This window comes from Kitasatospora sp. YST-16, assembly GCF_026802215.1.
Lineage (GTDB): Bacteria > Actinomycetota > Actinomycetes > Streptomycetales > Streptomycetaceae > Kitasatospora > Kitasatospora cineracea.
In genome coordinates, this window is record NZ_CP113837.1 from 1,929,220 (window position 1) to 1,952,631 (window position 23,412).

Sequence of the window (23,412 nt, forward strand, 5' to 3'; positions counted from 1 at the left end):
CCGTGGCCGGGCCGGCCGGGCGCGGTCCACAGCGAGCTTTCTAGATGATTGATGCGAAGGGCTCGCTGGCGCGCATGAGATGAAGCGGGGGAGTCCAAAGGTCGGTTGTGACGCCTGACCTGGACTCCCTCGCGACCGCACTCTACGTGAAGACCGACGACCTGCTGAACAATCGCCGCACCTGGCGCCCTGGCTGCCCGCGGTCGGCCTCGAGCCCCGGCTCACGGACGACGAACTGGTCACCCTCGCGGTGATGCAGGCCCTGCTCGGCTTCACCCCCGAGCGCCGCTGGCTCCGCCACGCCACCGCACACCTACGGCACCTGTTCCCGTACCTGCCCGGGCAGTCCGGCCACAACAGGCGGCTGCGCAAGGCCGCCGACCTCATCGCCCACATCAACCGCCTGCTCGCGACGGACACCTCGCTGTGGAGCGACAGCGTGTGGGTCGTGGACTCCACCCCGGTGGAATGCGGCCGCTCACGCGAGACCGCGAAGCGCTCCGACCTGGCCGGATGGACCGAGTACGGCTACTGCGCCAACCACTCCCGCTACTTCTGGGGCCTTCGCCTGCACCTGGTGTGCACCCTGCACGGCCTGCCCGTCACCTTCGCCCTCACCGGAGCCAAGGCCGACGAACGCCAGACCCTGCTCGGCATGCTCCACGCCGAACCCGGCCTCGTCCACACCCGCCCGGGACAGACCCTCATCGCCGACCGGCACTACTACGGCGCCGCGTTCGAGCACGAACTGGCCGAGTGGGGACTCCACCTGCTGCCGCCGGCCCGCAAGGGCGAGCCCCCCACGGGCCGGATCCGGCCTGTTCAAGCCACTGCGGCAGGTGATCGATTCCGTCAACCAGACCTTCAAGGCCCAACTCGACCTCGAACGCCACCAGGGCCGCACCCCGACCGGGGTGACAGTCCGGGTCCTGCAACGCATCCTCGCCCTGACCAGCGCGATCTGGCACAACGACCACACCGGCCAACCCGTCATGCGCTCCTTGACCGCCTACGACCACCAACCCTTCGCATCAATCATCTAGGCGGTAAGAGCCGCCGACGGTGGCCGAATGTTGGCCGAGCAGCCGAGTGGGGAGCTTGCCGGTGAGGATGCGGCGGCGTCGGGCGATCCTGTAGCCAGGGCGCGCGGCTCGCTGCGGGATGTAACCGGTTTACCAGCGGGTCGTGTCCGTGTTCATAGCGGCCTCGGAGCCATTGCGGTTGGGGGACGTGTGCGATGCCGTGGCGACGGAGGCTCAGGCTCGAGCCGTCGAGGCGACGCGGTCCAGGTTCCAGCTTCTGGTCGCCAATGGGACACAAGCCTGGAGCCTGCCTGCGCCCATGGGTCCAGTCCCGAGCCAGGAGGGCCGACCTCCCCGGGGCAATCAGCAGCCGGCCACCAACCTCGCCTACAGGTGGCTTTGGAAAAAGTCTCCACTCGCTCAGCTTCGTCTCCGGCAACCGTCTCGGCTGCGGAAGGATGACGGACGGGCAAGCCGAGCACCTGCATCAGGCCTGCTCAACCACCCCATATCAAGATCATTCCTGGGGAATTTTCGGGAACTTTCCGCTCTGCCAGGGGGACGTTCCGGGGACTTTTTGCCGCGTAACACGGCAAGCCCCCGAAAGATCGGAGAGGACCTCCGACGCAGGTCAGAGGCCCTCTCCGAGGCAAAGCCGCAGGTGGCGGCGGACGAGTCGGCCTGTACGCCGGGTTCTGTCTCCCCGGTCGCTCGCGCGGCCGGGGGAGGCGGCCATCCATCTAGGGCTGCCGTTGCCGACAGCCTCGTGCGGTCTACCCGCGAGCTCGGGCGAGCAGCCCTCGAACACTCGCGCACGGCGCCCGGGGGCGCCGATCTTGACCTTGCTCCGAGTGGGGTTTACCGAGCCGGCCGAGTCACCTCGGTCGCTGGTGGTCTCTTACACCACCGTTTCACCCTTACCTGCTGCCGGAGCGGCAGGCGGTCTGTTCTCTGTGGCACTGTCCCGCGGGTCACCCCGGGTGGGCGTTACCCACCACCCTGCTCTGTGGAGCCCGGACGTTCCTCGGCGGGCCCCGAAGGGACCCGACGCGACCGCCCGGCCGGCTCGTCCGCCGTACTGGTCATCGTAGCCGCTCCGCGGGGCGCTCCCGTACGCCGGTCAGCGGGTGGGGCCCGCGGTGTCCCGGCGGGCGGGGGCGGGGAGGTGGTCGAAGCGGGCGGCGACCCGGGCGGCGGTGCCGGCCGCCCAGGGGGTGGTGGTGAACAGGCCGAGGAGCAGGACGGTCAGGCCGAGGCCGGTGATGATCCACCAGCCGGCGTGGGTGGCGGGGGTGAAGCCGCCGGCCGAGGCGACCGCGCTGGTGACCACGGTGCCGATCACCGCGACGCCCAGTGACTGGCCGACCTGCCGGCTGGTGGAGGCCACCGCGGCGGCCACCCCGGCCTGGGAGAGCGGCATGCCGGAGACCGCCGAGTTGGTGATCGGGGCGTTCACCAGGCCGAAGCCGATGCCGAACAGGGCGTACGCGGGCAGCAGCAGGAGCGCCGGGGAGTCGGCGGTGAGCCTGGTCAGCAGCAGTCCGCTGGCGGCGATCGCGGTGCCGGCGCCGAGCAGCGGCAGGCGCGGGCCGCGCCCGGCCACGAGCCGGCCGGAGAGCGGGGCGGCGAACAGGGTGAGTCCGGCCATCGGCAGCGTCCACAGGCCGGCCACCACCGGGGTGTAGTGGCGGACCTCCTGCAGGTACAGGGTGTTGAGGAACAGGAAGCCGCCGAGCGCGGCGAACGCGCAGACCGCGGTGACGGTGGCGCCGGTGAACGGGGCGCTGCGGAAGAACCGCGGGTCGATCAGCGGTTCGGCGACCCGGCGCTCCCACAGCGGGAAGGCGATCAGCGCGGCGACGGCGACCGCGGCCAGCGCGAGGATGCCGGGCGAGGTCCAGCCGTGGTCCGGGCCCTCGATGATCGCGGCGGTGCCGCAGCCCAGCAGCAGCACCATCAGCAGCTGGCCGACCGGGTCCAGCCGGCGGGCCCGGGGCGCCCGGGACTCCGGGACGTGGCGGTAGGTCAGCAGGCAGGCGACCAGCCCGACCGGGACGTTGATCAGGAAGATCGACGGCCAGCCCGCGGTGTCCACCAGGAAGCCGCCGATCAGCGGGCCGAGCGCCATGCTGATGCCGACCACGCCGCCCCAGACGCCGATCGCCCGGGCCCGCTCGCCCCGGTCGGTGAAGGTGTTGGTGATGATCGACATCGCCACCGGGTTCATCATCGACCCGCCGACCGCCTGCACCGCGCGGAAGCCGATCAGCCAGCCCAGTCCGGGCGCCAGGCTGCACAGCAGCGAGCCGAGCACGAACAGCACCAGCCCGGTCATGAACACCCGCTTGCGGCCGATCCGGTCGGCCACCGAGCCGGCCAGCATCAGCAGCGAGGCCAGCACCAGGGTGTAGGCGTCGATCACCCACTGCAGGCCGGAGGCGGGCGCGTGCAGGTCGGTGCGGATCGCGGGCAGCGCGATGTTCACGACGGTGTTGTCCAGGCCGACGATGAACAGGCTGAGGCAGCAGATGGCCAGGATCAGCAGCCTGTGACGGCGGTCCGGCGCGGCGGTCGATCGGCTCATCGTCCGATCATCCCATCACTTCATGAACGCTTCCTGGACCCCCGGGAACCGCCCGGGCCCCGGGGCCCCTGTCCGCGCCGCGGCTACCCGTCCGCCGCCAGCGCGAACCGGACGGTGCGGGTGGCCGGGTCGGCCAGCGTGAGCCGGACGGTGACCCGGTGGCCCAGCGGCAGCCGGTCGGGGGCGTCGCACTTGGCGACCACCGCCGGGTCGCGCAGCTGCACGGTGCCGACGGTGGGGCGGCGCTCGTCCACGTCGACCACCACCGCCTCGAACTCCTCGCCCTCCCGGCCGCGCAGCAGCTCCGTCTCCACCAGGTCCACGCAGGCCCGCTCCACCTCGTGCGCCCGCCGGTCGCCGCTCTCCATCAGCCCCGGCACCAGCGGCAGGGTGTCGCGGACCCAGCCCGGCACGTCGGTGCCGCCCGCCACCGCCAGGCAGATCTCCAGCGCGTACCGGTCGCCGAGCCGGCGCAGCGGGGCGGTGCAGTGCGCGTACGGGGCGGCCAGCGCGGCGTGGCCCGGGTCGGCGGGCGGGGCGGTGCCGCGGGCGGTGTCGAAGGCCCGGTAGCCGGCGCCGCGCAGCAGGCCGGTGCACTCGTTGAGGAAGGCGGCGTCGGCGGTGCGGGCCGGGTCGAGGGAGCGGATCAGCGCCGGGTAGGGCAGGCCCGCGGGCCAGTCGACGCCGAGCGCGGCGGCGGTGCGGCGCAGCCGGGCGTACGCGGAGTCGGGGGCGGCGGGCAGGGTGCGCAGCAGGCCGGTGCCGGCGTCCAGCATGAGTTCGGCGGCGGCCATGCCGGTGAGCAGCGAGATCTGGGCGTTCCAGCCGTCGGCGGGGCGGGGCGCGCGGTAGCCGAGCTGGTAGCCGCCGTCCTCGGCCGCCACCTCCTGCTCCGGGACGGGCAGGCTGACGCCGCCGCGGGCCTGTTCCAGGGCCTCGCGCAGGGCGCCGACCTCGGCGAGCAGGACGAGCTGCTCGTCGGCGTCCCCCGCGTCGAGCCGGCCCTGGACGGTGGCGTAGTCGAGCCGGCGGCGGGAGCGGACCCGGGCCCGGCGCAGGTCGGCGAGGACCAGCGCGCCGTCGGCGTCCAGGTCGAGCTGCCAGAGCAGGGCGGGGCGCAGCTCGCCGGGCAGCAGACTGGCCGCGCCCTCGGAGAGCCGGACGGGGTGCAGCGGCACGTTGCCGTCCGGGAAGTACAGGGTCTGGACCCGGTGCGCGGCCTCGGTGTCGATCGCCCCGCCGGGGGCGACGTACGCGCCGACGTCGGCGATCGCGTAGTGGACGCGGTAGCCGCTGCCCCGGCGGGTCAGCCGCATCGCCTGGTCGAGGTCGCGGGAGTCCGGCGGGTCGAGGGTGAACAGGTCGAGGTCGGTGGCGTCGAACTCGGGGAGCCGGGGCAGCGCGGCCGCCCGGTCGGCCTCGGCGAGCACCTCCGGGGGCCAGTCGGTGCGGATCTCCAGGCGGGTCCTGAGGTCGGCGAGCTCGGTGTTGATCCTGGCGGTCTGGGCGGCCCGGACGCTGAGGTGTCGGCGCGGCATGGTCGCAGCGTAAGCGGCCGGGGCACCGGAGGCGTGCCGGGCACACGGGGAGCCGCGGGATGCGGGGCCCGGCGGGGGCGCGGCGGGACGCGGAGCGGGGCTCGGGCGGGATGCGGGGCGGGGGCGGGCGGGTCGTTAGGGTGGACGGGTCCGGGTGCTACAGGTTGTTGAAGGGGTGTCGCCGTGCTGGTTCTGCTGCCGCCGTCGGAGGGGAAGGCCGCGCCGCAGGCGGGTGCGCCGGTGGAGCTGGAGCGGCTGTCGCTGCCGGGGCTGACCGGGGCCCGGCACAAGGCGCTCACCGCGCTGGTCGAGCTGTGCGCGGGGGACGCCGAGCGGGCCGCCGAGGTGCTGGGGCTGAGCAAGGGCCTGCGCGGCGAGGTCGGCAAGAACGCGGCCCTGCTCACCGCGGGGGCCCGCCCGGCGGGCGAGGTCTACACCGGGGTGCTGTTCGACAACCTGGGCCTGGCCAAGCTGGACGACGCCGCGTACGCCCGGGCCGAACGCTCGCTGCTGGTCTTCTCCGGCCTGTGGGGAGCGGTCCGGATCGGCGACCGGATCCCGCCCTACCGCTGCTCGATGGGCGTCAAGCTCCCCCCGCTGGGCGCGCTCGGCCCATACTGGCGGGGCGTGCTGGACGGGGCGCTGCCCGAGGTCGCGGACGGCCTGGTGCTGGACCTGCGCAGCTCGGCGTACGCGGCGGCGTGGAAGCCTTCGGGGGCGCTCGCGGGCCGGACGGTGACGGTACGGGTGCTGCAGGAGCGCGAGGTGGACGGGGTGCTGAAGCGCTCGGTGGTCTCGCACTTCAACAAGGCCACCAAGGGCCGGCTGGTGCGCGACCTGCTGGTGGCGGGCCTGGAGCCGGGCACGCCGGGCGAACTGGTGGACGCGCTGGAGCAGTTGGGCCACCGGGTGGAGGTCTCCGCGCGCGGCACCGAGCGCAAGCCGTGGCAGCTGGACGTGGTGGTGACGGATGTCCACTGACCGACGTTCGTCGCTTGCCGGACGTTCGTCAACGTCTTGATCTCGGTCCGCGCACCGGATGTCCGTCAGTCGATGAACGTTCGTCAACTGACGGACGTCCGCCCCGCCCCCCGCGGGGCCGCTCAGCGCAGGTGCGAGGTGTCGTTGAGCAGCCGCACCGAGGCGTTGCCGTCGCGGTAGTACTGGACGGCGCAGAGGGAGGCGGCGGAGAGTTCCATCCGGTGCACGGAGTCCGGCGGGGCGCCCAGGGCCAGGCGGACCAGGGTCTTGATCGGGCTGACGTGCGAGACGACCAGCACGGTCTGTCCGGTGTACTGCTGGACGATCCGGTCGCGGGCCCGGGCGACCCGGCGGGCCAGGGTGCTGAGCGATTCGGTGCTGCCGGTGGGCTTGGCGTCGGCGGAGCCCAGCCAGGTGGTGAGGTCGGCGGGGTGGCGTTCCATCACCTCGGCGAAGCCGAGGCCCTCCCAGGCGCCGAAGTCGAGTTCGCGCAGGTCCTCCTCGATCCGCACCTCCAGGCCGAGCCGGCGGGCGGTGGCCTCGGCGGTCTGCCGGGTGCGCAGCATCGGGGAGGCCACCACGGCCTGCACGGTGCCGCGGGCGGCCAGCGACTCGGCGGCCCGTTCGGCCTGCCAGCGGCCCTTCTCGGACAGGCCGGGGTCGCTGCCGGTGCTGCCGGAGAAGCGCTTGAGCGGGGTGAGCGGGGTCTCGCCGTGCCGCAGCAGCACCAGCGTGGTGGGGGTGCCGAGGTCGGCGGGCGCGGCCCAGCCCGCCGGGGCCGGGGGCGCGGCGGGCTCCGGGGCCGGGGCGGACACCGCGGGCTCCGGGGCCGGGGCGGCCTGGGCGGGTTCCCACTGGCGGCCCTGTCGGCCGGCGTCCATCGCCTCGTTGGCGAGCCGGTCGGCGGTCTTGTTCCGTTCGCGCGGGATCCACTCGTAGGTGACGTTCCCGGCCGGGAGGATGCCGCGGGCCTCGGCGGCCAGCGGCCGCATCGCGGGGTGCTTGACCTGCCAGCGGCCGGACATCTGCTCGACGACCAGCTTGGAGTCCATCCGGACCTCGACCCGGGCGTCCGGGTCGAGGTCGCGGGCGGCTCTCAGGCCGGCGATCAGGCCGCGGTACTCGGCGACGTTGTTGGTGGTGTGGCCGAGGTACTCGGCGGCCTCGGCCAGGACCTGCCCGGTGTCGGCGTCGCGGACCACCGCGCCGTAGCCGGCCGGCCCCGGGTTGCCCCGGGAGCCGCCGTCGGCCTCGACGACGTACCTGGCGCCCGTCATACCGGTCAGACGCCCGACTCGCCGGTGCGGACCAGGATCCGGCCGCAGTTCTCGCAGCGCAGCACCTTGTCGGCGGGCTCGGCCTTGATCGCGTTGAACTCGGTGATCGAGAACTCGGTGCGACAGCCCTCGCAGCGGCGCTGGTAGAGGCGGGCCGCGCCGACGCCGCCCTGCTGCTCGCGCAGGCGCAGGTAGACCTTCATCAGGTCGGCGGGGATGACGTTGGCGACGGCCTCGCGGTCGCGGCGGACCTTGTCGGCCTCGGCGTCGATCTCGGCGAACTTGGCGTCCCGGCGGCCCTCGGCCTCGGCGACGACCACGGCGGAGTGCTCCAGGCGGGCGGTCAGCTCGGTGACCCGGGTCTGGGCGGACTCCAGGCGCTCCATGACCTCCAGGACGATGTCCTCCAGGTCGCCCTGGCGCTTGGCCAGCGAGGCGTTCTCGTGCTGGAGGTTCTCCAGGTCCTTGGGGGAGGTGACCGCGCCGGAGTCCATCCGCTGCTGGTTGCGGGCGGCCCGGGAGCGGACCTGCTCGACGTCGGCCTCGGCCTTGGTCTGCTCGCGGGTGGTGTCGCCGAGCTGGGCCTGGGCGGCGACGACCAGGTCCTTGAGGGCGGTGTGGTCGGCGGCGGCCTTGTCGATCTCGGCGTGCTCGGGCAGGGTGCGGCGCCGGTGGGCCAGCTGGTCGAGGCGGGAGTCGATGGCCTGCAGGTCGAGCAGGCGGATCTGGTCGGCGGGCGCGGCGTTCACGCGGCAGGGCTCCTGTTGAGTTGGTTCGGCGGGGTGTCGGGGGCGTCAGGGGGCGTACGGCATCGGCGCGTGCGCCGTCCACGGGTCGGTGACCCGGGTGGAGACGCGGGTCTCCAGCGGCCAGCCGCGCCGGTCGGCGCGGTCGGTGAGCTCGCGGGCGGCGAGGCGCAGCCAGGGCCACTCGGTGGCCCAGTGCGCGGCGTCGACCAGGGCGAGCGGGGCGGCCTCGACGGCTTCGGAGGCCGGGTGGTGCCGCAGGTCGGCGGTGACGTAGGCGTCCACGCCGGCCTTGCGGGCCTCGGCCAGGAAGGAGTCGCCGGAGCCGCCGCAGACCGCGACCTTGCGGACGGTCCGCTCGGGGTCGCCGGCGGCGCGGACGCCCGCGGCGGTGGCGGGCAGTCCGGCGGCGACCTGGGCGGCGAAGGCGGCCAGCGTCATGGGCTGCGGGAGTTCGCCGATCCGGCCGCTGCCCCGGCGGCCGGCCGGGTCGGTCGGGTCGGCGACCAGCGGGCCGGTGACCTTCAGTCCGACGGCTTCGGCGAGGGCGTCGGAGACGCCCGGGTCGGCGTGGTCGGCGTTGGTGTGGGCGACGTGCAGGGCGATGTCGTGCTTGATCAGGGTGTGCACGACCCGGCCCTTGAAGCCGGTCGCGGCGACCGTGGTGGTGCCGCGCAGGTAGAGGGGGTGGTGGGTGACCAGCAGGTCGGCGCCCCATTCGACGGCCTCGTCCACGACCGCCTGCACGGGGTCGACGGCGAACAGCACCCGGCGGACCTCCGCCCCGGGGTCGCCGCAGACCAGGCCCACCGCGTCCCAGGACTCCGCCCACTGCGGGGGGTAGACCTCTTCGAGCACGGCGATGACGTCGGACAGTTTCGGCACCTGTCGAGACTACCGCGTGCCACGGCCCGGCCCGGTCCCGCTCCCGGGTGCGGACCGGCCGCCGCCGTCGTACACCTGCGCGTCAACCCGGCGTCGGCGGCCCCGGCCGGGCCGTCGCGGGCCGCCGGGGCGGGGCGGGCGACGGCGGACCGGGCGTCGGGCGGCCGGACGTTCCGGGCCGCGCGCATTCGAAAAGCCCACCCGATCACCCTTAAGAGTGAAGTGACCCGGCCGGTGTTGAGTCACACCCGCCCCGAAAGTAACTTCTAGTCCTGCAAACGGGAGTTACTCGGCCGAGTTACTCGACCAGGGGGGTCGACAGGGGTCGGGGAAAAGCGACCGACCGGAATTCCCACCGGGAATTCGGTGGGCGCCGCCGGGGCTCCCGTGACTTCCGCAGACCGTTCGGTCGAGTCCACCGCGAAGGGGTGTGGAGCACATGGGGGCGGACACACCGCTGCGCAGGACAGGGGGGCCGGGTCCGGTCGACGGCGCGCCGGGTGCGGACGGTGCGCTGGTGGAGGTGGCACGGGCGGCCGTGGCCGGCAGCAGGGCCCGGGGAGGAGGCGGCGACTGGACGGTCGCGGTCGAGGGCTCCTGGTGCACGGTCCGGCCGCCCGGCCGCGAACCCCCCGCCCGGGGCTGGGAGCTGCACGTCGGGGCGGCCTCCTCGGTGGCCTTCGAGGTGCTGTCCGCGGTTGCCGCGGCCGTCGCCGACGACCCGTGCCCGTTCGCCTTCGCCGCCGACCGGGGAATTCTGCACGGCATCAACGCGCACGACTGCGCAATGGAATCGTCCGGGAAATTCATCACCGTCCGCCCCGGTGGCGAAGAACAATTCCGGCGGCTCGCCGCGGAACTCCACCTGGCCACCACCGGAATGCCCGGGCCGGTGATTCCCACCGCCCGGCCGTACCGGCCCGGCAGCCTGGTGCACTACCGCTACGGCGCGTCCGCGGCCCGACCGGTGCTCGGCAACGACGGCGTCCACCGTCCGGTGCTGCGCACCCCCGGCGGCGACCTGGTCGAGGACCGGCCCGGCCGCCGACCGCCCTGGGTGGCCGACCCCGTCGAGGGGGCGGGATCGGCCACCGGCGGCAGACCGGTGCCGGCCGGCGTCCGGGTGCCCGCCCAACCCGGGCCCGGCACCCGGCGCGGGGGCGGCGGGGGCCTGCTCGGCGGCCGCTGGGCCCGGGCCGGCGCGCTGCGGCACGACGCCGGGGGCGGGGTGTTCCTCGGCACCGACCGGACCACCGGCGCGGAAGTGGTGGTCACCCAGGCCCGGGCCCACATCGAGGTCGACCGGGCCGGCACCGACGCCCGCACCGAACTGCGCCGCCGGGCCGCCCTGCTCGACCGGCTCACCGGCAGCGGCCTCACGCCCCGGGTGCACGCCCTGGTCGAACGGCCGGACGCCCTGTTCCTGGTCCAGGAACGGCTCCCGGGCCGCCCCCTGCACGACTGGGTGGCCGACCGGCTGCGCCCCGACGGCACCCCGAGCGTCCCGTGGACCGAGGCCGGCCCGCTCGCCCTCGCCCTGCTCGACCTGGTCGAACGGGCCCACCACCACGGAGTCGCCCTGCCCGGCCTCGCCCCCGGCCACGTCCTGGTCACCCCGGACGGCCGCCCCTGCCTGACCAGCCTGCGCGGCGCCACCCCCGCCACCACCAGCGCCGACGCCGACGCGCCCGACCTGTCCGCCCTCGGCGGGCTGTACTTCCTGCTCGCCACCGGCCACCTGCCGCCACGACCGCCCGCCGGGCCGGCAGCCGAGGGGCAAGAGGACGGGCTGACAGCCGAAGCGCGGACGACCGGTCGGACCGCCGAGAGGCAAGGAACCCGGCCGGCGGCCGGGGAAGAAGAGATCGGGCCGAGAGCCGAAAGGCAAGCAGTCGGCCGGACCGCCGAGGCGCAGGAGACCTGGCCGATGGGTGGGCGGCGGGGGGCCGGTCGGGCAGTGGAGAGGCAAGGAAGCCGACTGACGGCCGAGGGCCGGGAGACCGGACCGGAGGCCGAAGGACAGACGACCTGGCCGACGGCCGAAGCGCAAGCGGCCCGGCCGACGGCAGAGGAGCAAGAGCCCGGCCGGGCAGCCGAACGGCAAACGGCCGAACCGGTGGCCGAGAAGCGAAGGACCGGCCCGACCACCGAGGCGCAAGAGCCCGGCCGGGCAGCCGAGGCGCCGGAGACCTGGCCAGCGGGTGGGCGGCGGGGGGCTGGTCAGGCGGTGGAGAGGCGAGGAAGCCGGCTGACGGCCGAGGGCCGGGAGACCGGACCGGCGGCCGAAGCGCGAGCGGCCCGGCCGACGGCCGAGCGCCAGGCAGCCGGTCGGACCGCCGGAGGGCGGGGGCCCGCCCCGGCGGGCTTCCCGTCGCAGCCGGCCGACCGTCTGCTGGAGTTGGCCGTCCGTGTCGGCAGTACTGCCCGGCGGCTCGCTCCGGTGGTTCGCGGGCTGTGGGCCCCGGGCGGCAGCCGGTGGTGGGGCCCGGTGCGGGTCCGGGCCGCTCTGGCTGCCGAGCCTGCGCCCGGGCCGGCTGCGCCGGTCGTCCCGCCTTCGCTGGACCGGCTGCTGCACGACGGGCTGCGCCACCTCGCCCACTGCGCCGCCCCGCACCGTTCCGACCGGCTCTGGCCGACCGGCCCCGAGGGGTTGCGTACCGATCCGTGCAACGTCCAGCACGGTGCGGCCGGTGTGCTGGCCCTGCTCGCCCGGGCGGCGGGCACCGCGGCGTTGCCCGGGCCCGCCCGTGACCGGGCCCGGGCCACTGCCGCGGTGGCTGCCGCCTGGGTCGAGCGTCGGTGCGCCGCCGAGCCGGTCGTCCTGCCCGGTCTGTACTACGGCCGTTCCGGTACCGCCTGGGCCCTGTTCGACGCGGCTGCCGCCCTCGGCGACCCCGGTCTGGCCGAGCGGGCGGCCGGGCTCGCGGCCCGGGTTCCGCTCGGCTGTCCCGCTCCCGGTCTCGCCCACGGGGCGGCCGGCGCGGGGCTCGTCCAGTTGCGTGCGTACCGCGCCACCGGGGCCCGGCTGTTCCTCGGCCGGGCGGCCCGCTGCGTGCGCGGGCTGCTGGCCGCCGCCCAGGACGGGCCGGGCGGGACGCTCTGGCCGGTGCCGGCGGACTTCGACTCCGCGACGGCCGGTACGGCCCGGCTCGGCCATGCCGACGGGGTCGCCGGGATCGGCGCCTTCCTGCTCGCCGCCGCCACCGTCCTGGCCGCCGACGGACGGCCCGGGCACGCCGCCACCGCCCGGGACGCCCGGGCCGGGGCGGACCGCGCCGCCCGCACCCTGGCCGCCACCGTCCGCCGGGACGGGCCGGCCGCCCGCTGGCCCCGCCACCCGGACGACCCCGGCCACGTCCGGCCGGCCCACGGCTGCGAGGGGGCGGCGGGCGTCGGCGCCTTCCTGCTCCGGTACTGGCGAGCCACCGGCGACGAGGTCGCCCGCGACCTCGCGCTGGCCGCCGGACAGGCCGTCCTGGACGACCGCCGGCACTGCGGCACCGGCGCCTGCCACGGCCTGGCCGGGGACGGCGAGTACCTGCTCGACCTGGCCGGAGCCACCGGCCGCGGCCGCTTCCGACAGGGCGCCCACCGGCTCGCCGCCCTGATCGCCGCCCTGATCGCCGCCCGCGCCGCCCTCCGGCACGGCCTGCTGCTCCTCCCGGACGCCGGCGGCACCGGCTGGGCCACCGGCACGGCCGGCCCGCTCGCCTTCCTGCTGCGGCTGCGCCACGGCGGCCCCCGCCTGTGGTCGCTCCCGGAGGAGTGAGCCCCCGAGAAGCACCCGAAGAGCAGCCTCCCCTCCCCCTCCCTCGCCGAAAGGTTCCCGATGAGCACGCAGACCGTGCACCTCGCGTTGCGGCGGTTCGGCTTCACTTTCGCCGGTGACGGCTCGCACGCCGCGTGCCTCGCCGCCGGGGCCGACGGCGGGTGGTACCCGGAGAGTTGGCGGCTGCCCGGGGACGGTCCGGCCGTGCCGACCGGGCTGGCGTCGGCGGAGGACCTGCGGTCGCAGGTGCTGGCGCTGCCGGACGGGCGGGTGCTGGTGTGCCGGCCGGACGGGGAGGGGCACGCGGTGCTGCTGCTGGCAGCCGGGGAACCGGAGGTGCTGCTGGCGCCGGTGCGGCTGCCGGCGCTGCGGCTGCTCGCACTGCCGGAAGCAGCGTCGGCAACGTCGGCGGTGGCGTCGGCGTCGGCGGCGGCGGAGCCGGTCGCGGTGCTGCTGGGCACGGACGCCCGGCCGGTGACCTCGGTGTGGCTGCTGGCCGCGGACGGGTCCGCGCCGCGGGCGGTCGCGGAGCTGCCGGGGCTGTGCGGCGGCGGGGTGTGGCTGGATGCGGCGGGGCGGCTGCTGGCGCTGGACCGGCTGGCCGGGGGGCGGTTGAAGACGGTCGTGCTGGATCTCGAACTGGGCGTCACCACACCGCTGTTGGAGCTGGGCGAGGAGAGCAACGACCGGCTGGTGCTGTTCGACCCGGCGTCGGGTTTCGGGATGCTGCGCAGCGACGCCCCGGGTGTGGACCGGCTGGGCTGGGCGCTGGTCGGCGGCGAGGAGCCGGTGCGGTTCCCGGACTGCCTGCACCAGCCGGGGCGGCTGCTGCGGCCGGTCGCGGCGGCGCCGGGCCGAGGGCCGGGCGAGGAGCCGCAGGTGGTGCTGCAGGTGGACCAGGGTGCGGCGTCCGCGCTGGTGCTGTGGCGGGCGGGCGAGCGGCGGCTGCGGCCGCTGCCGGTGCCGCCGGGGCGGTGGGGCGGGGTCGGGCACTGGTCGGCGGCGGGCCTGCGGATGCCGTACTCGGCGCCGGACCGCCCGGCCGCGCTGGCCACCCTGGACGTCGCGGCGCTGCTGGCCGCCGAGCCGCTCGCGGGGAGTGCCCCGATGGCGCTGCCGCTGGCCCTGGCGCCGCTCAACGGCGGTGCGTCGCAGGCGGGTTCGGGTACCGCGGCGGCGGGGGCGGAGCCGGCGGGCTGGCGACTGGACGGGTCGGCCGGGCCCGGGGACGGCGGCCGGTGGCGGTCGGCCCAGTGCCTGGAGCTGGCGGGTCCGGCCGGTCCGGTCGAGGCGGTGGTGTACGGCGGCGAGTCGTGGCTGTCGGCGCCGCACCTGGTGCTGGCCCTGCACGGCGGTCCGGCGGACGCCTGGCGGCTGGAGTTCGATCCGGCGCTGCAGCGGATCGCCGCGGGCGGCACGGCGGTGCTGGCCCCGAACCAGCGCGGCTCGACGGGGTACGGGCCGCAGTACGCGGCGGCGGTCAACGGCGCGTGGGGCGGCCCGGACCTGGAGGACGTGCTGGCGCTGCTGGAGGGCGTGGCGGGGCAGCGGGCGGCGCTGGGGTTGGAGCCGCCGGCGCTGTTCGGGGTGAGCTACGGGGCGTTCCTGGCGCTGCTGGCGGCGGCGCACGCCCCGGCCGGGTCGGTGGCCCGGTGCGCGGTGGTGGCGCCGTTCCTGTCCGGCCGCCGGCTGCTGGCGGAGGCCGGTCCGTCCGTCCGGGCGCTGACCGCCCGGCTGGGCGGCGACCTGGAGGTCGCCGACGCCCGGGGTCCGCGCGACGTCCTGCGGGTGGCTCCGCTGCTGACGGCGCCGCTGCTGGTGGTGCACGGCGACCGGGACGAGGTGGTGCCGGTGGGCCAGTCCCGGGCGCTGCGGCACGAGTTGCTGCGACTGGGGCGGCTGGAGGGTGTCGACTTCCGGTACGTGGAGGCGGCCGGGGCGGGGCACGAACTGCTCGCCGAGGAGGGTTCGGCGGTGCTGCACGAGTTGCTGGCGGCCTTCCTGCGCACCGGCCGGCCGGCCTGAGCGTTCCTCTTCCTCTCCTCTTCTCTTCCTCCGGGGGTTCTCGTGCGCGGTTCGACGGCGGCGACAGTGGCGACGGCGGCGCCGGTGCTGACGGGCGGTCCGGCCCGGTTCGGCGGGTCCGGTCCGGCGGTGGCGGCGGTGGCGCCGGGGCTGGGGGCGGCGGTGAAGCTGGCGCTGCCGGGCGTGGCGGGCGGGGTGCTGACGGACCGTCCGGAGTGGTGGGCGGTCGGCGGGGCGGCGGTGCTGGTCGCGCTGGGTGCGGGGGCCGCGGCGCTGGGGCGGCGGCACGGCAGGCGGCCGGGGGCGGTGACGGCGCTGGCCGCTTCGGGGGTGCGGTGCTGGGGCTGGGGGTGCTGTCGCCGTGGCTGGCGGGGGCGTTCTTCGTCGGGGTGCTGCCGGGGCTGGTGCTGGTGCGGCTGTTCGTGCGGGCGGCGGCGCAGCCGGGGCCGTTCGACCTGCGGGTTCCGGTGCGGACGGCGGGACAGGCGGTGCTGCTGCTGGCGGCCGTCGAGCTGACCGTGCTGGGGACGGCGGGGCAGTTGGCGGCGGCGGGGCGGCTCCCGGTCGGCGGGTTCGCGGCGGCCGCGGGGTGGGCGGCGCTGGCGGTGGACGCCCTGCGGGCCCCGGGCGGTTCCCGGGTTTCCTGATTTCCCGGCCGATCGGAGGTTCTCCGCGCGGTGACGGGGGGTTTCGGTAGGCTCCGTATCCGATTCGGCCGTTGTCGTGGCCCCGTACGGGTCGCCGCGAGGGCGGCCGGTTGTCTGCTGCCCGGGTTCCGCCGGCAGCGTTGACCGCAGTCCGCAATCTTTCGCACGGAGAAGACTGACCTGATGTCCGAGTCCATCGACGACACCACCGAGCACGACCACCGCGCGCCGGGCGCCGACGAGACCGCCGACGGCGGGGCGCACGGTCGGCACCGGGGCGGCACCGCCAACGACGACGCGCCGGAGGCGGACCCGCACGGCCGCCACCGCCGCTGACGGCCTGCCGTCCGGAGGAGAGACCAGCACCGCACCGCCGACGCCCCCGGTTCCCGTCACCGTCCTGACGGGAACCGGGGCGTCGTCCGTCCGGCCCGGTCCGGCCCGGGGCGGTTTCAGTCCGTCAGCAGGACGGTGCGCAGCGCCTCGCCGGCCCGCATCTGGGCGACCGCCTCGTTGACGCGCTCCAGCGGCAGGCGGTGGGTGATCATGCCGGCCAGGTCGAGCCGTCCGGCGCGCCAGAGGGTGACGGCCAGGTCGGCGGTGCGGCGGACGTCGCCGCCGCCGTACATCGAGGGCAGCAGGCGCTTCTCGTTGAAGAAGAGTTCGCCCATGCTGAAGGAGACCTGGTCGTCCTTGGCGCCGGCGCCGATCACCACGACCGCGCCGCCGCGACGGGCCGCGTCGTAGCCGGCCCGGACGGTGGCGGCGCGGCCGACGGCCTCGAAGACGTGGTCGTAGCCGCCGGCGGGCAGGGCGCGGGCGGCGGCCTTGAGCTCCTCGGGGGCGATGGCCTCGGTGGCGCCGAAGCCGAGGGCCCGCTCGCGCCGGGAGGCGACCGGGTCGACCACGGTGATCCGGGCGGCGCCGCTGATCCGGGCGCCCTGGACGGCGGCGATGCCGACGCCGCCCGCGCCGATCACCGCGACCGTCGAACCGGCTTCCACCTTCGCGGTGTTGACGACGGCGCCGAGCCCGGTGGTGACGCCGCAGCCGATCAGCGCGGCGAGTTCGTAGGGCAGGTCGGCGGGGACGGGGAGCAGGCTGTCGGCGGCGACGACGAGTTCCTCGGCGAAGGCGCCGGTGCTGTAGAAGCCGTACGCGTCGGTGCCATCGGCGAGCCGGAAGGTCGGGGTGGCGAGCCGGCGGAGCGAGGCGACGCACAGGTGGCTGCGGCCGGCCCGGCAGGCGGGGCAGTGGCCGCACGGGGGCATCCAGCAGAGCACCACCCGGTCGCCGGGGGCCAGGCCGGACACGCCCTCGCCGACCTCGACGACCTCGCCGGCGCCCTCGTGGCCGGGCACGAACGGGGCGGGCTGCGGCAGCACCCCGGCCATCGCGGACAGGTCGGAGTGGCAGAGGCTGGCGGCCCGGATCCGGACCCGGACCCGGCCCGGTCCGAAGCCGACCGCTTCGACGTCGTCGCGGACGTCCAGGGTGTCCTGTCCGGTCTCTCGCAGGATCGCTGCGCGCACGGGCTGCTCCCGGGGGTCGGTCGCCGCCGGACGGCGGCGGTGCTTCGGGGGACGCGTCGGGGTGCGTCCGCCCGCTGGCCGCCCTCTGTATAGCGCACGGGCGCGCCGCGGCGCACGGGCCCGCCGGCGGCCGGGGCGGCGGGTCGGCGGCGGGCGCGACCTCGACCCGGCGGCGGGTCGGAGCCGTGGCCCGGCGGCGGGTCGGAGGAGATCAGGAGCAGGTCAGGAGCAGGTCGGGGACGGGCCCCGGGACACCGGGCCGAAACCGCTTCCCCCGCTGTCCCGGGTGTGACATGATCCGCCGCCGTGTCGCTCACCGAACCCCCCACCCCGGCCGCCGGGGCGCAAGCCGCTGTCCCCGCGCAGGAAGCCGTCCCCGCGCAGGAAGCCGTCCCCGCGCAGGAAGCCGTCTCCCCCGGCGCCGGGAGGTGCCCCGACTGCGGGGCGCCGCTGCCGCCGCCGGGGCGGTTCCCGCTCTGGTGCGCGTCCTGCGAGTGGAACCTGCTGCCGCCGGAGCCGTCGACGGCGGGCCTGCCGGGCCGGGCCCGGCGGCGGGCCGAGCGGGCGGCGCGGCGCACCGAGCGGGAGCGGCAGGCGGTCCGGGAGCGCACCGAGCAGGTGTTCCGGCTGGTCGCGGCGGACGGTTCGAAGCTGCGGCACGGCTCGGCGGTGGCGGCGTTCCTGCTCGCGGGGGCGGTGCACCTGGTGTCGCTGGCGGTGCTGCTGGCGGGTGCGGCGCTGCTCGCCGGGTGGCCGGCGCCGAGCTGGCCGGCCCGGGCGCTGGGTGCGTTCGCGCTGGTGCTGGCGTTCCTGCTGCGCCCCCGGCTGGGGCGGCCGCAGCGCGAGGGGGTGCTGTCGCGCAAGGCCGCGCCGGAGCTGTACGGGCTGGTCGACGCGGTGACGGCGGAGCTGGGCGCGCAGCCGGTGCACTCGATCGTGGTGACGCGGCAGTTCAACGCCTCGTTCGGGTCCTACGGGCTGCGCCGCCACCGGCAGTTGGAGATCGGGCTGCCGCTGTGGACGGTGCTCGGCCGGCAGCAGCGGGTGGCGCTGCTCGGGCACGAGCTCGGGCACGGTGTGAACCGGGACAGCCGGCGCGGCCTGTGGACGGGGGCCGCGGTGAACGCGCTGGCCGAGTGGGAGCGGCTGACCCGGCCCTCGCGCGACAACGAGGACTACAACAACCCGCTGACGGCCGTGGCCTCGTCGGCCGCCAACCTGGTGCTGGGCGTGGTCAACCTGGGGGTGCGGGCGGTCACCGGGCTGATGTACCGCCTGCACCTGCGGGACGGGCAGGCCGCCGAGTACCGGGCCGACCGGATGGCGGCCCGGCTGACCTCCGCCCGGGACGCCCAGGGCATGCTGCGGGCGGTGTTCCACGCGCCGACCCTGGAGACGGTGCTGGTCCGGCAGCGGGCGCTGCCCCGGCCCCGGCCGGGGGTGTCGGCGCCCGGTCTGTGGGAGGCGCTGGCGGAGGCCGCCGGGTCGGTGCCGGCGAGCGAGGAGGAGCGCCGGGTCCGGGTGTCCGAGCGGGAGGTGTCGGCGAGCGACTCCTCGCACCCGCCGACCTACCTGCGGCTGCGGATGCTGGACGCCGCTCCCCCGGCGGACCGGCCGCCGGTGGTGCTGGACGCCGGTCGGGCCGGGGTGATCGAGGCGGAGCTCGCGGGGAGCCGGGTGCGGATCGCCGCCGAGCTGCTCTGAGACCGGTTCCTACCATCCAGTAGGGTCCTGAGTCAGTCACCCCCCGGCCCGGCAGGAGCGCCCGATGACCGACCCCACCCCCGCCGCCCCGTCCGCCCAGGCGCCGGACGCGCAGGGCCCGTCCGGGCAGGCGCCGGACGCCCGGGCTTCGGACGTGCAGACGCCGGACGCGCAGGCTCCGGACGCGCAGGTGCTGGCCGCGTTCCGGGCCGCCACCGGCTTCATGCCGGAGGACGAGGGCCTGGCGCTGTACGCGGCGGCGCTCGACGCGGCCGGGCGCACCGGGCTGCCGCTGCTGGAGATCGGCACCTACTGCGGGCGTTCGGCGATCCTGCTGGCGGACGCCGCCCGCCGGACCGGGACGGTCGCGCTGACCGTCGACCACCACCGCGGCTCGGAGGAGCAGCAGCCGGGCTGGGAGTACCACGACCCGTCGCTGGTCGACCCGGAGGTCGGCCTGATGGACACCCTGCCGCGCTTCCGCCGCACCCTGCACGCGGCCGGCCTGGAGCAGCACGTGATCGCGCTGGTCGGCCGGTCGCCGCAGGTCGCGGCGGTGTGGCGGGGCCCGCTGTCCCTGGTGTTCGTGGACGGCGGGCACACCGACGAGCACGCCACCGGCGACTACGAGGGCTGGGTGCCGCACCTGGCCGCGGACGGCCTGCTGGTGGTGCACGACGTGTTCCCCGACCCGGCGGACGGCGGCCAGGCCCCCTACCGGGTGTACCTGCGGGCGCTCGCGGAGGGCTTCGAGGAGCTGTCGGTGACGGGTTCGCTGCGGGTGCTGCGCCGCCCGGCCGCGACGACCGGCTGACCCGTCCGCCGGGGCCGTCCCCCGCCGTGCCCCGGCTCCGTCCCGACCTCGTCCCGGCCTTGTCCCCACCTCGTCCCGGCGGCGGATTTCCGGCCCGGGACGGGAACGATCACCGCTGCTGGGGCGTCGTCCCCACCACGACGCGTTGCCGATCCGCCGTGACCGGCCCCACCGGCGGCCGGTACGGTATCGGCGGCAGACGACGAACGATCCGTTCGGGGAGCGGCCCGTTCGGAGCACGGCACCGGCCACCGGTGCGGGACCGGTTCAGTGGGGGCGAGGACAGGGCATGACGGAACAGGGCGGCACCGCGAGGGCGGTCTGGGACCCGACCGCGAACAACGGTGCGGGCGGCTGGGTCCGCCGCCCGGTGGCGGACGACCCGGCCGCGGCGGGCCCGCCCACCACCGCGATCCCGCTGCCGCCGATCCCGGCCGCGCCCGTCCCCCGCCCGCCGCCCAGCAGCCGCCGCAGGCCGAACCACCGCCGCAGCAGCAGCAAGCCCCCCAGGCCCAGCAGGCCCAGCCGCAGGCGCCCGCGCCGCAGCAGCAGTTCGCCCCGCCGCCGCAGACCTTCGGCGGGCAGCCCCAACCCCCGTACCAGCAGCAGCAGTTCCCGCCGCAGCAGGGCTTCGCCCCGCCCCCGGCCGGCGGCCCCTCCTTCGGTGGGAACCAGAGCTTCGGCGGGCAGCCCTTCGGCGGTCCCCCGCAGCAGTTCACCCCGCCGCCGCCCGCCGGCGGCCCGTCCTACGGCGGGCCCTCGTACGGCGGGAACCAGACGTTCGGCGGGCAGCCGCAGCCGCAGCCGCAGCCGCAGTTCGGCGGCTACCAGGAGCCGCAGTTCGACTACCAGGACGATCCGCGCCGCCGCCGCACCCCGCTGCTGATCGGTGCCGCCGCGGTGCTGGTGCTGGTGATCGGCGGGGCCGTGGTGTGGGCGGTGCAGAACAGCGGTTCGACCGACGCCCCGGCGGCGAAGGACGCCAACCCGACCGCCGTGCAGCCGGGTTCGAACAGCGTGGGGTCGGGCGGCGGCAGCCAGGACGGTTCGCCCGCGGCCTCCGCGGCCCCGTCCAGGTCCGCCTCCCCGTCGGCGTCGGCCTCCGGCTCGCCGTCGGCGGGCCCGCAGGCGCAGGCCCAGGCGCAGGCGCTGGACGCGCTGCTGAGCGAGGGCGAGAACGCGAAGGCCCCGATCGGCAACGCGGTGGCGAAGGTGCGCAGCTGCCCGGCGAAGGCGGAGGTGGACAGCGCCGCGAAGGTGTTCGACACGGGCGCCGCGCAGCGCGACTCGCTGCTGGCCGAGCTGGCCGCGCTGAAGACCGACAGCCTGCCGGGCGGCGACGCCGCGGTGGCCGCGCTGAAGACCGCCTGGCAGACCTCGGCGGACATCGACCGGGCCTACGCGGCCTGGGCGCGCACCGTCTCCGACAAGGGCTGCACCAACAACCAGGTCCCCAGCACCGCGGACCTGGGCCGCGCCAACGACCTCAACCCGAAGGCCACCCAGGCCAAGCAGGACTTCGCCGCGAAGTGGAAACCGATCGCCCAGGCGTACGGGCTGACGCCCCGTACGGGGGACAGGATCTGAGGAACACGTGACTGGCCGTACCGCCCCGCACCACGACGAACCCGACCACCGGGAGCCGTACGCCCCGGACCGCGGCCCGGCCGGCCCGGCCGCGCGCTGGCGGCCGGCCGCGAAGGCGGCGGCGGTGGTGCTGCCGGTCTGCCTGATCGGCTGGCTGGGGTGGCAGGCGGTGGCCAACAGTTCCCGGGACGTCTCCGGGCACGCCTCCGCCACGCACGCGCCGCGCTACGCGGAGGGCGACCGGGTGGACGCCGACCAGGCGGCCGGGTCCCCGGCCGCGCCGGACACCGGGGCGCCCGCGCAGTCCGCGGCGGCGGCCCCGCCCGCGTCCGCCGCCGGGGCCCCGGCCGCCCCGGCGGAGGGCGCGCCGCGGCCGCTGGACGGCCGGACGGTGCTGCTCGACCCGGGGCACAACCCGGGCAACGCGAAGCACGCCACCGAGATCAACCGCAAGGTGGACATCGGCAACAGCCGCAAGGAGTGCGACACCACCGGCACCGAGACCGACGCCGGCTACCCGGAGGCCGAGTTCACCCTGGACGTGGTGCACCGGGCCCGGCGGATCCTCCAGGACCGGGGCGCGAAGGTGGTGCTCACCCAGGACGGCGACCGCCCCTGGGGCCCGTGCATCGACGAGCGCGCCGGGATCGGCAACGACGCGAAGGCCGACGCGGCGGTGTCGGTGCACGGGGACGGCGCGCCGTCCTCCGGCTCCGGCTTCCACGTGATCGTGCCGGGCCGGGTGGTCGACGGAGCGGCCGACACCGCCCCGATCGTCGACCCGTCGCACCGGCTGGGCGTGCTGCTGCGCGACGCCTTCAAGGCGGGCACCGGCGAGCCGTACGCGAGCTACATCGGCAAGGAGGGCCTGGACACCCGCACCGACCTCGGCGGACTCAACCTCTCGAAGGTACCGAAGGTCTTCATCGAGTGCGGCAACATGCGCAACTCGGGCGACGCCGGGCGGATGTCCGACCCGCAGTGGCGCCAGCTCGCCGCGCAGTCCCTCGCCGACGCCCTGACCAGCTATCTCACCGGGTGAGCCACCGCGCCCGCCCACCGTCCCACCCCTGCACCACCCTGCTCTCCGGCGCTCTCCTCCGGTACCGATTCGGTGCGGATCCCGAGGGCGCCGTGCACGCGGCGTCACGTTGGCTCTAGGCTTTTGCCCCGTCGTACCGACCCGGTACCACGGGGGCCCGGTCAACCGCCCGCCGACCACGACTACACCAATGAGGGGAACGTCAGTGAATCTGCGCGCTCTCACCAGGGGAGACGCCGCCGTCGCCGGTGCGGCCGTATTGCTCCTGATTTCGTCCTTCCTGCCCTACCGGAGCCTGGACTGCGGTTCGTTCTGCCGCGGCAGCAGCGCCTCGGCCAACGCCTGGGAGTCGGGCTTCTTCCCGGTGCTCCCGTCGGTCTTCCTGCTGGGCATCATCGGGGCCGTGCTGATCCTGCTGTTCCGCTTCCAGAAGGCGACGCTGGGCAACAAGGAGATCATCGGCCTGCGGCTGGACCAGTGGGGCACCGCCGCCGTCGTGATCGCCCTCTGGGGCTCGCTGTGGGCCCTGGGTGGCAACACCGACACGGGCGTGAGCACCATCAGCCTCGGCATCGGGGTCGGCGCCTGGCTGGCCCTGGTCTCGCTGCTGGTGATGGCCGCCGCCGTGATCGCCGGTCCGCTGGTGCCCGCGCTGCAGGCCCCGCTGGCCGGTCCGGCCGGCCCGGGCGCCGGTGCTCCGCAGCAGTTCCCGCCGTACGGCGCCCAGCAGCAGCCGGGCGCGCCCGGCGCGTACGGGTACCCGGGCGGCCAGCAGCAGCAGCCGTTCCCCGGCCAGCAGCAGCAGCCCGAGCAGCAGGGCGCGGCCGCCCCGTTCGGCCAGCAGGCCCCGCAGCAGCAGGCGCAGGGCGGCTACGGCTACCCGCAGCCCGTCCAGCAGCAGGCCGCCCCGGCTCCGGCCGCCGCGCAGGCGGCCCCGGCGCCGACCGCGGTGCAGCCCGCGATCCAGGACCAGGTCCCGGCGCAGGCCGCCGCCCCGTTCGCCCCGTTCTGGTTCGCCGTCCCGGCGGTCCGCCAGCTCGGCCACAAGGACAACCCGGCCGCCCCGCCGGTCGGCGAGCTCGTCCCCGGCACCTGGTACCTGGCCGTCGACCAGCGCGGCACCGCCCTGGTCGCCCAGCTCCCGGACGGCACCCACGGCGTCCTGAGCGACACCAACGGCATCCAGCGCGGCTGACACCCGCCCACCCCGGGGGCACGCGCAGCGTGCTTCCGGGGGCGCGGGGAACTGCGCGCAGCGG

General features: G+C 76.2%; 16 protein-coding genes, 1 other RNA gene and 1 pseudogene. 11 read left to right on the forward strand and 7 right to left on the reverse strand.

The genetic code is table 11. From position 1 onward, the window contains the following. The first annotated feature begins 107 nt into the window (after positions 1 to 107). Positions 108 to 1,043, forward strand: a pseudogene (locus OU787_RS08765) (IS982 family transposase). A gap of 647 nt (positions 1,044 to 1,690) precedes the next feature. Here OU787_RS08765 and rnpB read toward each other — a convergent pair. From rnpB to OU787_RS08780, 3 genes are all read right to left on the reverse strand, one after another. Next, an RNA gene (rnpB, locus tag OU787_RS08770) (RNase P RNA component class A) lies at positions 1,691 to 2,091 on the reverse strand. A gap of 51 nt (positions 2,092 to 2,142) precedes the next feature. Then, on the reverse strand, positions 2,143 to 3,606 hold the full coding sequence (locus OU787_RS08775; protein ID WP_268659001.1) for an MFS transporter: 1,464 nt from the start codon (positions 3,604 to 3,606) through the stop codon (positions 2,143 to 2,145). An 83-nt stretch (positions 3,607 to 3,689) separates the two neighbouring features. Beyond that, positions 3,690 to 5,144, reverse strand: coding sequence for an RNB domain-containing ribonuclease (locus OU787_RS08780; RefSeq protein WP_268659002.1), 1,455 nt, complete (start codon positions 5,142 to 5,144; stop codon positions 3,690 to 3,692). A 183-nt stretch (positions 5,145 to 5,327) separates the two neighbouring features. Here OU787_RS08780 and yaaA point away from each other — a divergent pair, with 183 nt between their 5' ends. Next, positions 5,328 to 6,125, forward strand: coding sequence for a peroxide stress protein YaaA (yaaA, locus tag OU787_RS08785; protein WP_268659003.1), 798 nt, complete (start codon positions 5,328 to 5,330; stop codon positions 6,123 to 6,125). A 122-nt stretch (positions 6,126 to 6,247) separates the two neighbouring features. Here the strand turns inward: yaaA and OU787_RS08790 are convergent, their stop codons facing one another. From OU787_RS08790 to OU787_RS08800, 3 genes are read right to left on the reverse strand one after another with little or no spacing between them, the layout of a single operon-like run. Then, complete coding sequence (locus tag OU787_RS08790) at positions 6,248 to 7,402, reverse strand: bifunctional RNase H/acid phosphatase (protein ID WP_268659004.1); 1,155 nt, start codon at positions 7,400 to 7,402, stop codon at positions 6,248 to 6,250. A gap of 5 nt (positions 7,403 to 7,407) precedes the next feature. Beyond that, positions 7,408 to 8,151 carry a zinc ribbon domain-containing protein gene (locus tag OU787_RS08795; protein ID WP_030461352.1) on the reverse strand — a complete coding sequence of 248 codons (744 nt, stop codon included), beginning with the start codon at positions 8,149 to 8,151 and terminating at the stop codon, positions 7,408 to 7,410. A gap of 45 nt (positions 8,152 to 8,196) precedes the next feature. Then, a complete protein-coding gene (locus tag OU787_RS08800) occupies positions 8,197 to 9,033 on the reverse strand; it encodes a Nif3-like dinuclear metal center hexameric protein (RefSeq protein ID WP_268659005.1) in 837 nt (278 codons plus the stop codon). A gap of 517 nt (positions 9,034 to 9,550) precedes the next feature. Between OU787_RS08800 and OU787_RS08805 the strand changes: the two genes are divergently transcribed. The 4 genes from OU787_RS08805 to OU787_RS08820 all read left to right on the forward strand — a co-directional run bounded on the left by OU787_RS08805 (position 9,551) and on the right by OU787_RS08820 (position 15,810). Next, a complete protein-coding gene (locus OU787_RS08805) occupies positions 9,551 to 12,802 on the forward strand; it encodes a class III lanthionine synthetase LanKC N-terminal domain-containing protein (protein ID WP_268659006.1) in 3,252 nt (1,083 codons plus the stop codon). Positions 12,803 to 12,862: 60 nt separating this feature from the next. After that, positions 12,863 to 14,827, forward strand: coding sequence for an alpha/beta hydrolase family protein (locus tag OU787_RS08810; protein WP_268659007.1), 1,965 nt, complete (start codon positions 12,863 to 12,865; stop codon positions 14,825 to 14,827). A gap of 335 nt (positions 14,828 to 15,162) precedes the next feature. Next, positions 15,163 to 15,474, forward strand: coding sequence for a hypothetical protein (locus tag OU787_RS08815; RefSeq protein ID WP_268659008.1), 312 nt, complete (start codon positions 15,163 to 15,165; stop codon positions 15,472 to 15,474). A gap of 183 nt (positions 15,475 to 15,657) precedes the next feature. After that, positions 15,658 to 15,810: a hypothetical protein gene (locus OU787_RS08820; RefSeq protein ID WP_157852415.1), complete on the forward strand. Its 153-nt coding sequence runs from the start codon at positions 15,658 to 15,660 to the stop codon at positions 15,808 to 15,810. A 116-nt stretch (positions 15,811 to 15,926) separates the two neighbouring features. Here the strand turns inward: OU787_RS08820 and OU787_RS08825 are convergent, their stop codons facing one another. Continuing rightward, positions 15,927 to 17,006: an alcohol dehydrogenase catalytic domain-containing protein gene (locus OU787_RS08825; protein WP_030461348.1), complete on the reverse strand. Its 1,080-nt coding sequence runs from the start codon at positions 17,004 to 17,006 to the stop codon at positions 15,927 to 15,929. A 306-nt stretch (positions 17,007 to 17,312) separates the two neighbouring features. Between OU787_RS08825 and OU787_RS08830 the strand changes: the two genes are divergently transcribed. From OU787_RS08830 to OU787_RS08850, 5 genes are all read left to right on the forward strand, one after another. Further along, positions 17,313 to 18,710: a M48 family metallopeptidase gene (locus OU787_RS08830; RefSeq protein WP_268659009.1), complete on the forward strand. Its 1,398-nt coding sequence runs from the start codon at positions 17,313 to 17,315 to the stop codon at positions 18,708 to 18,710. 223 nt (positions 18,711 to 18,933) lie between these two features. Continuing rightward, entirely contained in the window at positions 18,934 to 19,524 is a 591-nt protein-coding gene (locus OU787_RS08835; protein ID WP_268661836.1) for a class I SAM-dependent methyltransferase, read from the forward strand. Positions 19,525 to 19,794: 270 nt separating this feature from the next. Then, entirely contained in the window at positions 19,795 to 21,111 is a 1,317-nt protein-coding gene (locus OU787_RS08840) for a hypothetical protein (RefSeq protein WP_268659010.1), read from the forward strand. A gap of 7 nt (positions 21,112 to 21,118) precedes the next feature. Further along, entirely contained in the window at positions 21,119 to 22,153 is a 1,035-nt protein-coding gene (locus tag OU787_RS08845) for an N-acetylmuramoyl-L-alanine amidase (protein ID WP_268659011.1), read from the forward strand. A 259-nt stretch (positions 22,154 to 22,412) separates the two neighbouring features. Continuing rightward, positions 22,413 to 23,348 carry a hypothetical protein gene (locus OU787_RS08850; protein WP_327059366.1) on the forward strand — a complete coding sequence of 312 codons (936 nt, stop codon included), beginning with the start codon at positions 22,413 to 22,415 and terminating at the stop codon, positions 23,346 to 23,348. The last annotated feature ends 64 nt before the right edge of the window (positions 23,349 to 23,412 follow it).